The organism is Streptomyces sp. T028, from assembly GCF_048159505.1.
Taxonomy (GTDB): Bacteria; Actinomycetota; Actinomycetes; order Streptomycetales; family Streptomycetaceae; genus Streptomyces.
The window spans coordinates 58015-71477 of sequence record NZ_JBLRVZ010000032.1 but is presented as its reverse complement, the minus strand read 5'-3'; the positions used below and the strand labels follow the sequence as shown (position 1 = coordinate 71477).

Genomic DNA, 13463 nt, shown 5'->3' with positions numbered 1-13463 from the left:
CGGCGAGGTCGACGGTCAGACGGTGCGGGACCGTGAGGGGCGCGGGCGGCGGTCCCGAGCTCTCCCGCACCAGCAGCTCCGGCTCGGCGACGGGGTACGAGTGCGGCGGCGCCGGCTCCTGCGGCCGCGGTGCCGACTCCTCCAGCGCCGAGTGCAACAGCGCGAACGCCGCCCGCCCCAGACCGGCGAAGTCCAGCCGTACGGTGGTCAGCCGCGGGGTCAGGAACGCCGCGTGCGGGGCGTCGTCGAACCCGGCCACGCTGATCTCGCCGGGGACCGCCCGGCCGCACTCGTGCAGGGCGCGCATCACCCCGAGCGCGAGGTCGTCGTTGCCGCACAGGACCGCGGTGACGGCCGGGTCGCGGGCCAGCCTCAGCCCCGCCGCATGACCGCCCTGCGGTCCCCAGCCCCCTTGCAGGGGACGGGGCCTCGGCGCGCCCGCGTCCCGGAGCGCCTGCCGCCAGCCGCTGGTGCGGGGACCGGTGCGGCGGGTGCCGGAGGGGAGCGCGACGTAGTGCACGGTCTCATGGCCGAGGGAGAGCAGATGCCGGGTCGCCTCGTAGGCCGCCCGGTGGTCGTCCGTCCACACCCAGGGGCGGCCGTCACGCGGCTCACTCGTGGGCGTCTCGACCACACCGACGACCGGCAGACCGGGCGGGACGCAGTCCAGCGCCCGCACCCCGGCCGGATCGTAGGCGATCACGATGAGCCCGCCGCCGTTGTCCGCCGCCCGCTGCACCTCTGCGGCGACAGCGGCTTCCCCGGCCGACTCCAGGACACCGATCCCGACCGAGTAGGAGGCGGCGCGTGCGGCCTCCTCGACACCCCGCAGCACGGAGGCGTACCCGTAGTGGGTGGTGTTCGCGGTGAGCACGGTGACCGCCCTGCGGCGTCCGCTGGCCAGCGCGAACGCGGTGGGGTTGCGCCGGAAGCCGAGCGCGTCGACGGCGGCCAGCACCCGCTCCCGGGTGGCCGGGCTGACCCGTGGATGACCGTTGATCACCCGGGAGACGGTCTGGTACGAGACTCCGGCGGCGGTGGCGACATCCCGGATGCTCGCGGGACGCCTGGTGTGACCGGTCACATGCATGACGGGATTGTTACCGGTCACACCGGGGGCGTCAAGGGAAGGGTCATGGGAAGGGCGGGGGCGCGGTCGGCCTACCAGGTGTGGGCGACGTCCACCACGAGACGGCCGTCGAGCTGGAGCACCCGGAAGGGCAGCCGGGCCCGCACCCCGAGGCCGAACTGGGTCTGGCCCTCGAAGCTGCCGGCGAACCGGGTGTCCCGGAAGGTGCTGTAACCGGTGAGGTCCACGCCCGGCAGGGGCTGTCCGGCCACGGCGGGGTAGGTGGACGTGCCGGTCTCCGGGTCGTAGGCGGGCGCCCGCACGATGACCTCCAGGATGGCGCCGCCGCCCACCGGGATGGGCTTGCCCGACCCGTCCTGGATGAGCTCGTCGACATAGTGCACGAAGTAGCCGAGCTGGTCGGCGGAGGCGTCCGGGACGTCGACGACGAACCGGTCGTAGCAGTCGTGGCGGCCGGTCCTGACGTTGGTGACGTACTCGCCCGCCGTGCCGGCCCAGCTCGTCTTGTCGAGGCTGCCCCAGCCGGTCGGGCAGGCGGCCGCCGCCCGAGGAGCGGCGGCCGGTGCGGCCACGGCGGGAACCGCGGCCGCGCCCAGCGTCGCGGTCAGCAGGACTGCGGTCGCCCAGACGGTCTTGCTTCGTACCATCTTGTTCCCCCAAGAGTGTGAGTGTCTGGTATTAGGGGAGACATTCAGTTTGGCCCGAAGGTTGCACCCGCTTTACCCGAAAGTGGGGGAATTCTGCTTTCTGCCCTACGACAGGCTCGTGGTGGTGTAGGCGCACTCCGTGTAGATGTACCCGGACTGCAGCTTGGCCGTGTCCGAGGCCGGCGTGGCGAGGCTGTCGCCGTTCGGCTTGTGCAGGAAGTACGTGGTGCCGACGGGCAGGCTGATGGTGCGCTCCGGATAGTTCCTGTTGGCGTTGCAGGGCTTGAAGCCGATCGAGAGCGTCTCGGTGAAGGAGTACGTCCTGCAGCTGCCGCAGCCCTTGAGCTTGAAGCTGCCGGTCACCGGGCCCGTGTACATGACGGTGATGTCGTCGGGGCTGTCGTTCTGCACGGTCACCGAGATGCTGCCGCCGGAGCGGGTCGTGGGCAGCTTCTTGCCGGCGGCCGGAACCGTCTGGGCGATCTCCGCCGCGATCGCGATCTTCTTCGCCCGGGCGGCGTTCTTGGCGCTCTTGTTCGCGGAGACGTACTCCTCCATGGTCGTCTGCGCCTCGTCGAAGTCGCCGTCCTTGTACTGGGCCACACCGCAGTTGTACGCGCCCGACCTGGCGCTGTTCGAAGCCCGCCCGGCGTCCTGGGTCAGCGCGTCGGAGACGCTCGCGTCCTCGGCCGTGATGTTCTCGATCTGGCCGCTGAGGGTCTTGAGCTGCTCGACCGCCGTGCACGGGTCGCTGCCGCTCAGCCCCTTGACCGTGGCGGAGACGGCCGAGCCCACGGCCGGCTCGACCTTCGCGGCCTGCGCCGAGTCGGGGAACGTGGTGAGCAGCTCACCGAACTGCGCGGCCCAGGTCGACTGCCCGCTCGTGAGACCGTCCGAGGCGCACTCGTAGAGCGAGGTGGCCAGCCGGTCGTCGGGCCAGGTCTTCAGATCGCTGAGGTCGGTCTCCGGCATCTTCTTCGGAACCGTCCGCAGATAGTCGAGCGGGGCGATCGCCTCGCAGTAGTCGCCCTTCTCGTAGACGGCTCCGACGGTGGCGTAGTACGTCTTCATCCGGGCCGGCACCTTCGCGGCCGCCCGTGAGTCCGGGTGGTCGGCGCTCAGGTTCTCGTAGGCCTCCAGTGCCTCGCGGTAGTCGGACTGCGCCGAGGAGAACGCCCGCTCGCCGGCCGCCTCCACCAGTTGGTCGGCCTTGTCGAGCCGGTCGAGGAGCATCTGCTGCGTCGCCTCGTCCCGCGCGCTGTCGTACGCCACGACACCCCCGGCCGGCGCGACGAGCAGCACCAGCCCCAGCGCGAGCGCCAGCGGCGCGGACGGCGGCCACGCCAGCCGTGTCCGCAGCCCCACGACGGCCCCGTGCGCGGCCACGGCGACCAGGAACAGGGCGTACAGCACCAGCGCGAACACCGGCACCCCGTCCGGGTCGGCCGGCAGCGCCACGAACAGCAGCACGGCGGTCGCGGCCAGGCACATCAGCATCAGCACCCAGCGCCGCACCAGCGCGTAACCGAGCCCGAGGCCACTGAGATTGAGCACCGCCACGGCGACCGCCCGCACCCCGTCCGCAGGCGCGGGCGGCGGCGCCACCGGCATCGGCGGCATGACGAAGCCCTGGTCATATCTGCCGTACTGGTCCCCGGACATGGCGGCCTCCCCCGTCGACTGCGCCCGCGTGGCTCTGATTTGTCAGTCTATCGGGGGAGGAAGAGGCACCGACAGGGCGAGGGGGAAAGCCGGACGGTTATGGGGTCGAAAGGCTGAAGCTCAGTACGCCGCCCTCGGCGGGGAAGGAGTCGGGCAGCCAACGGGGGTCCGTGCGGCGGCCGTTGAGGCGGACGTCGCGGACGCGGGAGGCCGTGTCCGAGGCCTGTGGGGCGAGGACGGTGATGTTCACGCCGTTGCCTCGGCGGATCACGGTCGCGGGGAACAGCGGGCTGGCCAGGGCGAGTTGGGGGCTGCCGGGGATCTGGGGGTACATGCCGAGGGCGGCCCAGACGGCCCAGGAGGACATGGCGCCCAGGTCGTCGTTGCCGACCAGGCCGTCCGGGCCGTCCCCGAAGAGCGTGGTGAGGATGCCCCGTACGGTGTCCTGGGTGCGGTCGGGGCGGCCCAGGTAGTCGTACGCCCAAGGAGTGTTGAAGGACGGCTCGTTGCCGACATACGCGTACGGCTGGTCGGCGCCGCCGTTGTACTCGGTGAAGAAGGTGTCCAGGCGGGCGGTGACCGCCGCGTCGCCGCCCATCGCCGTGAACAGGCCGGGCAGGTCGTGCGGGACCATCCAGGTGTACTGGGCCGCGTTGCCCTCGACGAAGTCCCGGCGCTGCGTCGGCTTGAAGGCGGGCCAGGTGCCGTCGGCGCGGCGGGGCTGGAGGTAGCGGCTGTCGGGGTGGAGCAGGTTGCGCCAGTTGCCCGACGCGTGCAGCAGCGCCGCCTGTGTCCCCGTGTCACCCAGTCGGCCGGCCAGGTGGGCGAGGGCGGCGTCGGCGACTGCGTACTCCAGGGTGGTGGCCGCCGCGCCCCAGACCCCCTTCGTTCCGGCGGGGATGTAGCCCAGGGTGTCGTAGAAGGTGTGTCCGGGGCGCTGTCGGTCGTCCTGGCGTCCGGCGACGGCCGTGCGCAGCAGCTCCCGGGCCTCGAAGCCGGTGCCGCCGAAGGCGTGCACGGAGGCGGCCATCGCGGGCAGCGGGTCGCCGACCATCACCCCGGTGCCGCCGTTGGCGAGCGTCCAGCGGTCGAAGTAGCCCGCCTGGCGGCCCTGTTCGAGGATGGACTGGGCGACGTCCGAGGCCTCGCGCGGGGCGAGGAGTGCCAGCAGCTGGATCTGGGAGCGGTAGACGTCCCAGCCGGAGAAGTTCGCGTACTGCACATGCCCGGGCCGGGTGCGGTGGATCAGGCCGTCGAAGCCCCGGTAACGGCCGTCGGCGTCGCTGAAGGCGCCGGGGTGCAGCAGGGAGTGGTAGAGGGCGGTGTAGAACATCCGGCGCCGTGCCTCGGTGCCGCCGGTGACGGTGATCCGGCCGAGCCAGCCGTTCCACTGCCGGCGCGCGGCCCGCCGTACCTCGTCGAGCGAGCGGCCGCGCTGCTCCACGAGCGCGTTGCGGCGGGCGGCGTCCTCGCTCACGAAGGAGATGCCGACCCGCACGGTCACCTCACGGGTGCCGGGCGCGAACGACACGTACGCCCCGGACGTCCTCCCGTCCAGCGGCTCGCTGTGGGCGAGGGGCCGGTCGAACTCCGCGTGGAAGTAGAGGCGGTAGCGGACGGACGTACCGCAGAAACCGCCGCTCTCCGTGAAGCCGGACAGGGACCGGGCGCCGACGGTGACCGTGCCGGTGGCCTTGTTCCAGGCCCGCCCGGCGTCCACGGTCAGCCCGGCGGGTTCGTCCGCGCTTACCGGGAAGGTGAGGCGGGCCACGCCGGACCGCTGGGTGGCGGCGATCTCGGTACGGATCCCGTTGTCGAAGTCCACCCGGTAACTGCCGGGCGCCGCCTGCTCGTTGGCGTGGGAGAAGGTCGCGTACCGGGCCTCCGGATCCGCCGCCGGCCGGCCCGTCAGCGGCATGAACGGTACGTTCCCGTAGTCGCCGCAGCCCGCACCGGACAGATGGGTGAGGCTGAAGCCGCGGATGCGGTTGTCGGCGTGGGCATAGCCGCCGAACTGGCGCGTGACCGTGTCCGGGCTCCACTGGATGCCGCCCAGCGGCGCCGAGGCCCCGGGGAACGTGTTCCCGCCACCGCCTCCATGGCCCCAGTCCACCCCGCCCGGCTTGGTGCCGACGAAGGGGTTGACGTAACGGGCCGGGTCGGCGACGGACGACCCGGACGTGACGTCGGCCCACGCGGGCGGGGCCAGCAGCACGACCGCCGCCACGGCGGCCCCGAGAGGTGACAGGCGCAATGAGATCTCCTTGCGTCGCGGATGGCCGGCGGAGCGCACGGCGGGGGAGACGCCCACTGTCACCGCCCCGGCCGCGCACACCGAGCCGCCGTGCCGGACGACACCCGGAAGTCAGGCACACGGCGCAGTCCCGGCCGACCGCGCCCCCTCGTGAACAGCGCGGATGTCTCATTCGTAACTCTGGGTAACCCCGTCCGTGACGTAAGGTCGAGACGGGGTGGACGAACGGGGTGGAGCGAAACGGGGAGGGGATCGCGTGCCGCCGGAGCCGGTGCGGTTCATGGTGCTGGGCACCCTACGGGTGTGCCGGGGGGAGACGGAGCTGGACGTCGGGGGGCCGCAGGAGCGCGCCTTTCTGGCGCTGCTGCTGGCCAGGGCGGGGCAGCCGGTCGCCGTGAGCGAGATCGTGGACGTCCTGTGGGGCGCGGAGCCGCCGCGCAGCGCGGTCAACGTCGTCCGGCGGCACGTGGGTTCGCTGCGTCGGCTGCTGGAACCCGGGCTCCCCGCCCGCGCCGAGGGCAGTCGGCTGGTACGGGACGCCGGAGGGTACCGGCTCGTCACCGACGGTGACGGTGCGGACCTCCTGCGGTTCCGCGCCCTGGGCGAGGCGGCCCACCACAGCGCGGACACCGCACCGGCCCGAGCGGTGCAACTCCTCACCGAGGCGCTCTCGTTGTGGCGCGGCCCGATCGGCGAAGGCATCCCCGCGCCCGCCCGCAGGCATCCGGCGTTCGAAGGGGTGGAGCGCGAACGGCTCACGGCCGCACGGGAGCTGGCCGACGCCGCCCTGCGTGCCGGGCTGCCGGAGCAGGCCCTGCCCCCGCTGCGCCGGACCGCCGCCGACCATCCGCTGGACGAACCCCTCCACACCGGCCTGCTCCGCCTGCTCGCCGCGGCCGGCCACCGCACCGAGGCGCTCACCGTGTACGAGGCCGTACGGGCCCGGCTCGCCGAGGAGTTGGGGATCGACCCCGGGCCGGAACTCAGGGACGCCCACCACGTCCAGGAGGTCCAGGAGGTCCAGGAGGTCCACGACGCCCTCCCTCACGTCACCCCGTCCCAACTGCCGTACGACCTCCCCCTGTTCACCGGTCGGCAGGCTGAACTGGACGAGATGCTCGCACTGTTCGACGCGGAGCTGCCGTGTCCCGGGACCGTCGTGATCGGCGCCGTCGGCGGCATGGCGGGCGTCGGCAAGACCACCCTCGCCGTGCACTGGGCGCACCGGGTCGCCGACCGGTTCCCCGACGGACAGCTGTATGTGAACCTGCGCGGTTTCGACCCGTCCGGCGCGGTGATGGAACCGGGAGAGGCCGTCCGGGGCTTCCTGGACGCGCTCGGCGTACCGCCCGAACGTGTCCCGCACGGGCTGGACGCGCAGACCGCGCTCTACCGGAGCGCACTGGCCGGGCGCCGCGTCCTCGTAGTCCTCGACAACGCCAGGGACGCCGAGCAGGTCAGGCCGCTCCTTCCCGGTTCGCCCGGCTGCCTGACCATCGTCACCAGCCGCGACGAACTGCCCGGCCTGGTCGCCGCGCACGGGGCGCGCTCACTGACCCTGAGCCCCTTCGACACGGACCAGACGCGCGCCTTCCTCGTCCGCCGGCTCGGTGCGGCACGGGTGGACGCCGAGCCCCGGGCCGCCGACGAGATCGGCGCCCTGTGCGCCGGGCTGCCCCTCGCCCTCGCCTGTGTCGCCGCCCGCGCCGCCGCCCACCCCCACTTCCGTCTCGCGGACGTGGCCGCCGAACTGCGCGAGGCGGACGGCAGCCTCGACGCCTTCGCCCGCGCCGACGCCTCCGTCGACGTGAGCACGGTCTTCTCCTGGTCCACCAACGCCGTGTCCCCCGACGCGGCCCGCCTCTTCCGGCTGCTGGCCCTCCACCCGGGCCCCGACTTCTCCCTCCGGGCCGCGACCGCCCTCGCGGGCCTCCCGGAGCGCCGCACCCGCCGGCTGCTGACCGAGCTGGCCGGCCTTCACCTGATCGCCGAGCACAGCCCCGGCCGCCACTCCTTCCACGACCTTCTGCGCGCCCACGCCGGCGAACTCGTCGACGACCACGAGACCGAGACCGACCGGCAGACCGCGCTCGACCGGCTCCACCACCACTATCTGCACACCGCGCACACCGCCGACCGCCTCCTCGCCCCCAACTCCGACCCGCTGCCCCCGCCGCCCGCACCCGAGGGCGCCCGGCCGGAACCGCTGGCCGACGACCACCGCGCCCTGGCCTGGCTCACCGCCGAACACGCCGTACTGCTCGCCGTCGTCGCCACCGCAGCCGCCTCCGGCCGGCCCGCGCGGGAACGGGTCGCCTGCCAACTGGCCTGGTCCCTGGAGCCGTTCTTCGACCGGCGCGGCCACTGGCACGACGCGCTCACCGCGCAAAGCACCGCCCTCGACACGGCCCGGCGGCTCGACGACCCCGTCCTCCTCGCCCGCGGCCTGCGCGGACTCGCCCGCATCGAGGGCCGCCTCGGGCGGCACACCCACTCCGTCCCCCGCCTCGAACAGGCCCTGGACCTCTTCACCGCACTCGGCGACGACACCGGCCGCGCCAACACCCACCGCAGCCTCGGCTGGGAGTGCGACCAGCGGGGCGACCTGCCCGGCGCCCTGCGCCACAACCAGCTCGCCCTCGCCCTGTTCCGCGGTCTCGGCGACCGGGCGGCCCAGGCCAGCGTCCTGAACTCCGTCGGCTGGTACCACGCACTCCTCGGCGAGTACCGGCAGGCCCTGACACACTGCCACGAGGCGCTGGAAATGCTCCAGGAACTCGGCGACCGGTACGGCCAGGCCGCCACCTGGGACAGCATCGCCTACGCCCACCACCACCTCGGCCGCCACCCGCAGGCCCTCCTCGGCTACCGCAACGCCCTCGCCCTGCTGCGGGACCTGGGCGTGCCGTATGTGGAGGCCGACATCCTGACCCGGGCGGGGGACACCCACCTCGCCATGGGCGACGACCCGTCCGCCCGCGCCGCCTGGGAGGAGGCACTGGCCCTCCTGAGGACGCTCGACCATCCCGACGCCGCGCGGGTCGCGGCCCGGCTGAACGGCGGGGAGGGACGCGCCGGTGCGTGCTGACACGCCGGTGCCTGCTGACGCCGCGGGCGGGAGTGAGGCCACCCGGTTCGAGGTGCTCGGGCCCGTGCGCGTGTGGCGCGGGGGACGCGAACTCGACCTCGGCTTCCCCCAGCAGCGTGCCCTCCTCGCCCTGCTGGTGGTGCACGCGGGCCGGACCGTGCCGACCGGCGAGGTCCTCGACGCGCTGTGGGCCGACCGGCCGCCCGCCAGCGCGCCGAACGTCGTACGGCGTTACGTCGCCGCCCTGCGCCGCCTGCTGGAACCCGGACTGCCGCCCCGCGCCCCCGGCCTCCGCCTGCAGCGCCGCACCGGCGGCTACCTCCTCGCGGCGGAGACGGACGAGGTCGATCTCCTCCGGTTCCGTGAACTCACCCGGCAGGGCAGGCGGGCGGCGGCCACCGGACGGGCCGGTACGGCGGCCCGGCAGCTCACCCGGGCACTGGGGGAGTGGCGCGGCCCGCTGGTGATGGGCATCCCGGAAACCGTCCGCGCCCACGTCCAGTTCACCGCCGTACAGCGTGAACTCCTGGACACCGCCCGCCTCGCGGCCGACGCCGCCCTCCTGTCCGGCCACGCCGAGCAGGTCCTCCCCGCCCTGCGCCACGCCACCGCCCACGAGCCCCTCGACGAGCCCCTGAACGCCCGCCTCGTCCTCGCCCTCGCCGCCTGCGGCCACCAGGCGGAGGCGCTCAGAGCGTACGAGGACATCCGACGCCGCCTCCTCACCGACCTCTCCCTCACCCCCGGCCCGGAACTGACGGCCGCTCATACGCGGGTCCTACGGCAGGAGGTGCGCGGCGCGAGAGCCGCCGGCGAGGCACGGCCGGTCTCCGGGCAGGGCCGTTTCGTGGGACGGGAGGCCGAGTCGGACCGGCTGTCGGACCTGGCGAGAGCCTCCGGTGTGGTGCTCGTCGGCGGGATGCCGGGGGTGGGGAAGAGCGCGCTCGCGCTGAGCTGGGCGCGGCGGGAGGCGCCCCGGTTCCCCGACGGGCGGCTGTACGTGAACCTGCGCGGGTCCGAGCCGCGACGGCCCGCCCTGGAGTCCGTCGACGCGCTGCGCGAGCTGCTCACCGCGCTCGGGGTGTCCGCCCGGCGCATGCCGGAGGGGACGGCCGCCCGGGCCGGGCTGTACCGCACGCTGCTGGCGGAGCGCCGCACGCTCGTGGTGCTCGACGACGCCCTCGGCACCGAGCAGTTGCGCCCGCTGCTGCCCGCCGCGCCGGGCTGCCTCACACTCGTCACCAGCCGCAACGCCCTGCCGGGACTGGTCGCCGCGGGCGCTCGGCCGCTGCGTCTGGAACCGCCGTCCGCCGAGGAGGCGCACGCGATCCTCGCCGACCGGATCGGCCCCGCACGGACGGCCGCCGAACCCAAGGCGGTTGACGAGATCGTCGCCCTCTGCGGCCGGCTGCCGCTGGCCCTGGCGGTCGTCGCCGCTCACCCCCACGTCCCCCTCGCGGACGTGGCAGCCGAACTGCGCGCCGCCCACGGCGGCCTCGACGCCCTGTCCGCCCTGCGCCCGGACCTCCTCGCCTCCTACCACCGCCTGCCGTCCGACAGCGCACACCTGTTCCGGCAGCTGTCCCGGCATCCCGGCCCCCACATCACCCCGACGACGGCCGCGGCCCTCACCGGACTTCCGGCGCGCCGGACCCGTCTCCTCCTCGGCCACCTCGCGGAATCCCACCTCCTCGCCGAACCCGCCCCCGGCCGCTATACCCTCCACGACCTGCTGCGGGCCCTGGCCACCGAACTCACGGAGACGGGCGAGCGACACACGGAGACGGGCGAGCGACCCACGGAAACCGGCGAAGGACGCACGGGGAACCGACAGCCGAACCACAGTCTTTGAAGGCGCCCTCACTTCGCTGTCACTCTTTTTGCACATCCGCCGACCTACCGTCCGGGCTCGTGACCACCACAAGCTCCGTCCGAACGCCTCTGGGCGTCGAGATCCTCACCGACGAGCACGGCGAGGAGAATCCCCGGCTGCCGCCCGCCGAGAGCCGCCCGCACCCCGCGCACCGGCTCCTGGCCCGGGCGAGCGGCGAGTACCTCTTCGTGGGCCTGAGGGGCGCCACGGCCGCGCCCGCCCCCCGGTACCTCGCGGAGGGAGGAACACTCCACCTCACTCCGGGCGACATCTGTTTCTACGACGTCCGGCACACCCCCGTCCTGGACTTCCCCGAGCGGTTCCGGGCGACGGTGTTCCTCGTCCCGAGCGACCTGCTGGGCCTCTCCGAGGCCGAGGCGCGGCGGATCGTCCGTACGCCGGTCACCCGCGCCTCCCGGCTGGGCACACTGCTCTCGCCGTTGCTGTCCGACCTCGCCCGTACGGCGGCCGAGGCCCGCCCCCAGGTCGGCGAGATGCTCGCCTGGAACGCGGTGAACCTGCTGTCCACCCTCGCCACCGAGCAGCTCGGCGAACGGACACCGAACCCCGCGAGCACGCGTTCGCCGGTGCTGGCGCGGATCCTGGAGTACGTCGAACTCCAGCTGACCGACCCGGACCTGTCACCGGAGGTCATCGCCCGGGCCCACCACGTCTCCGTGCGGTACCTGCACAAACTGTTCAAGGACGAGGGCACCACCGTAGGCCGCTGGATCCTGCGCCGCCGCCTCGACGAGTGCCGGCGCGACCTGATGCGCCACGGCCGCGGCAGCCGCACCATCGCGGCGGTGGCCGCCCGCTGGGGCTTCCTCAGCGCCACCCACTTCAGCCGGGTCTTCCGGGCCGCCTACGGCATGTCGCCCCGCGAATGGCGCGACACCGCCGGGCGCACGACGAGGGCCGGTCGGGACTGATCGCCGTCGCCGACACCGTGCGGGTGATCCGGTCGGGTCGCCGTGCGCTGTGCGGCCATCACCGGTGCACTCGCGGGCAATTGCCCGCCATCCGGCGGAATTAGCGTGCGAGAGCGAGACAACGCACATCGACAACAGCAGGAGATGCCATGTCCGACGTCGTAGAGCCGGTCGTGCCGGTGCTCGAGCCCGAGGCCGCGGCGTTCGCCGAGGCGACCGCCAACCCGCCCTACCTCTTCGACCTGCCCCCGGCCGAGGGGCGTAAGGCGGTCGACGAGGTGCAGTCCGGTGAGATCGCCAAGCCGGTGGTGGAGGAGGAGTGGGTCACCGTCGAGGGTGGTCCGACGGGGAGTGTGCGGGCGCGGATCGTGCGGCCCGCGGGTGCCCGGGGTGTGCTGCCGGTGGTCTTCTACATTCATGGTGCCGGGTGGGTGTTCGGCAACGCGCACACCCATGACCGGCTGGTGCGTGAGCTGGCCGTCGGTGCCGGGGCCGCGGTCGTCTTTCCCGAGTACGACCTGTCGCCCGAGGTGCGGTACCCGGTGGCGATCGAGCAGAACTTCGCGGTCGCGCGGTGGGTCGTCGAGGAGGGCGCCTCGAAGGGGCTGGACGGGGCGCGGATCGCGGTCGCCGGCGACTCGGTCGGCGGGAACATGGCCGCCGCGCTGACGTTGATGGCGAAGGAGCGCGGTGGTGTTCCGCTGGTGCAGCAGGTGCTCTTCTACCCGGTGACGGACGCCTCGTTCGACACGGCGTCGTATCACCGGTTCGCCGAGGGCTACTTCCTGCGGCGCGACGGGATGCAGTGGTTCTGGGACCAGTACACGACCGACGAGGGTGAGCGGGCGCAGATCACCGCGTCCCCGTTGCGGGCGACCCTTGAGCAGCTCAAGGACCTGCCCCCGGCCCTGGTCATCACGGGTGAGGCGGACGTCCTGCGGGACGAGGGCGAGGCGTACGCCAACAAGCTGCGCGAGGCCGGGGTCCCGGTCACCGCCGTTCGGTTCCAGGGGATCATCCACGACTTCGTGATGCTCAACGCCCTGCGCCCGACCCACGCCGCCGAGGCGGCCATCACCCTCGCCGTCGGCACCCTGCGCGACGCCCTGCACGTCTGACCTTCGGGAGAGAGCAGCACCATGACCACCACGCCCACCGTCGTCCTCATCCACGGCGCGTTCGCCGACGCCACCAGCTGGTCCGGCGTCATCGCCGAACTCCAGGGCCATGGCATCCCCGTGATCGCCCCGCCCAACCCTCTGCGCGGCCTCGCCTCCGACGCGGCCTACGTCGCCTCGGTCGCCGCCCAGATCGACGGGCCGGTGATCCTCGTCGGCCACTCCTACGGCGGCGCCCTCATCACGGTCGCCGGTGTCACGGACAACGTCGTCGGCCTCGTCTACGTCGCCGCCTACGCCCTGGAGGAGGGCGAGAGCCTCGGCGAACTCCAGGGCCGCTACCCGCTGTCGCCGCTGGTGAGCAACCTCAAGGAGTGGACGTACCCGACCCCGGGCGGGGAGTCGGCCGTCGAGGTCACCATCGCCGAGGACGCCTTCCCGTCGGTCTTCGCCGCCGACGTCCCCGCGGACGTCACCAAGGTCCTTGCCGCGGCCCAACGACCGCTGGCCGCCACCGCGTTCGAGGAGAAGGCCGCCGCGGCCGCCTGGCAGACCAAGCCGTCGTGGGCGCTGATCGCCGCCGCGGACGAGGCGATCAACCCCGAGGTGGAGCGGTTCGGCGCCAAGCGGGCCGGGGCCACCGTCGTGGAGCTGGAGGGCGCCTCGCACGCCGTCGCCGTCTCGCGCCCGAAGGAGGTCGCCGACCTGATCCGCGACGCGGTGCGCGCGACGAGCTGACGACATCCCGAACGCCGCGCGGACGGCTCGCCCTTGGGCACGTCCGCGCGGTGTCCGGCTC

Annotated in this window: 8 protein-coding genes and 1 pseudogene; 5 read left to right on the top strand and 4 right to left on the bottom strand. The window is 73.5% G+C overall.

The genetic code is table 11. The annotated features are described in order from the left end of the window. Positions 1–40: 40 nt before the first annotated feature. The 4 genes and pseudogenes from ACLZN2_RS30135 to ACLZN2_RS30120 all read right to left on the bottom strand — a co-directional run. Positions 41–1090 (bottom strand): annotated as a pseudogene (locus ACLZN2_RS30135) (LacI family DNA-binding transcriptional regulator); the annotation flags it as partial. 71 nt (positions 1091–1161) lie between these two features. Further along, entirely contained in the window at positions 1162–1737 is a 576-nt protein-coding gene (locus ACLZN2_RS30130) for a hypothetical protein (protein ID WP_416982509.1), read from the bottom strand. A 105-nt stretch (positions 1738–1842) separates the two neighbouring features. Further along, the gene (locus tag ACLZN2_RS30125) at positions 1843–3399 is read right to left on the bottom strand and encodes a hypothetical protein (protein WP_416982508.1); all 1557 of its coding nucleotides are present in this window, start codon (positions 3397–3399) and stop codon (positions 1843–1845) included. A gap of 97 nt (positions 3400–3496) precedes the next feature. Then, entirely contained in the window at positions 3497–5653 is a 2157-nt protein-coding gene (locus ACLZN2_RS30120; protein ID WP_416982506.1) for a GH92 family glycosyl hydrolase, read from the bottom strand. 256 nt (positions 5654–5909) lie between these two features. Between ACLZN2_RS30120 and ACLZN2_RS30115 the strand changes: the two genes are divergently transcribed. From ACLZN2_RS30115 to ACLZN2_RS30095, 5 genes are all read left to right on the top strand, one after another. Continuing rightward, positions 5910–8741 (top strand): AfsR/SARP family transcriptional regulator, encoded by a 2832-nt coding sequence (locus ACLZN2_RS30115; RefSeq protein WP_416982505.1) that lies wholly within the window; start codon positions 5910–5912, stop codon positions 8739–8741. Then, positions 8731–10593 carry a BTAD domain-containing putative transcriptional regulator gene (locus ACLZN2_RS30110; RefSeq protein WP_416982504.1) on the top strand — a complete coding sequence of 621 codons (1863 nt, stop codon included), beginning with the start codon at positions 8731–8733 and terminating at the stop codon, positions 10591–10593. The genes ACLZN2_RS30115 and ACLZN2_RS30110 overlap by 11 nt, the downstream gene beginning before the upstream one ends. Before the next feature lie 59 nt (positions 10594–10652). After that, a complete protein-coding gene (locus ACLZN2_RS30105; protein ID WP_416982503.1) occupies positions 10653–11546 on the top strand; it encodes a helix-turn-helix domain-containing protein in 894 nt (297 codons plus the stop codon). A 149-nt stretch (positions 11547–11695) separates the two neighbouring features. Continuing rightward, positions 11696–12664 carry an alpha/beta hydrolase gene (locus ACLZN2_RS30100; RefSeq protein WP_416982502.1) on the top strand — a complete coding sequence of 323 codons (969 nt, stop codon included), beginning with the start codon at positions 11696–11698 and terminating at the stop codon, positions 12662–12664. Positions 12665–12685: 21 nt separating this feature from the next. Further along, the gene (locus tag ACLZN2_RS30095; RefSeq protein ID WP_416982501.1) at positions 12686–13402 is read left to right on the top strand and encodes an alpha/beta fold hydrolase; all 717 of its coding nucleotides are present in this window, start codon (positions 12686–12688) and stop codon (positions 13400–13402) included. Positions 13403–13463 lie beyond the last annotated feature (61 nt).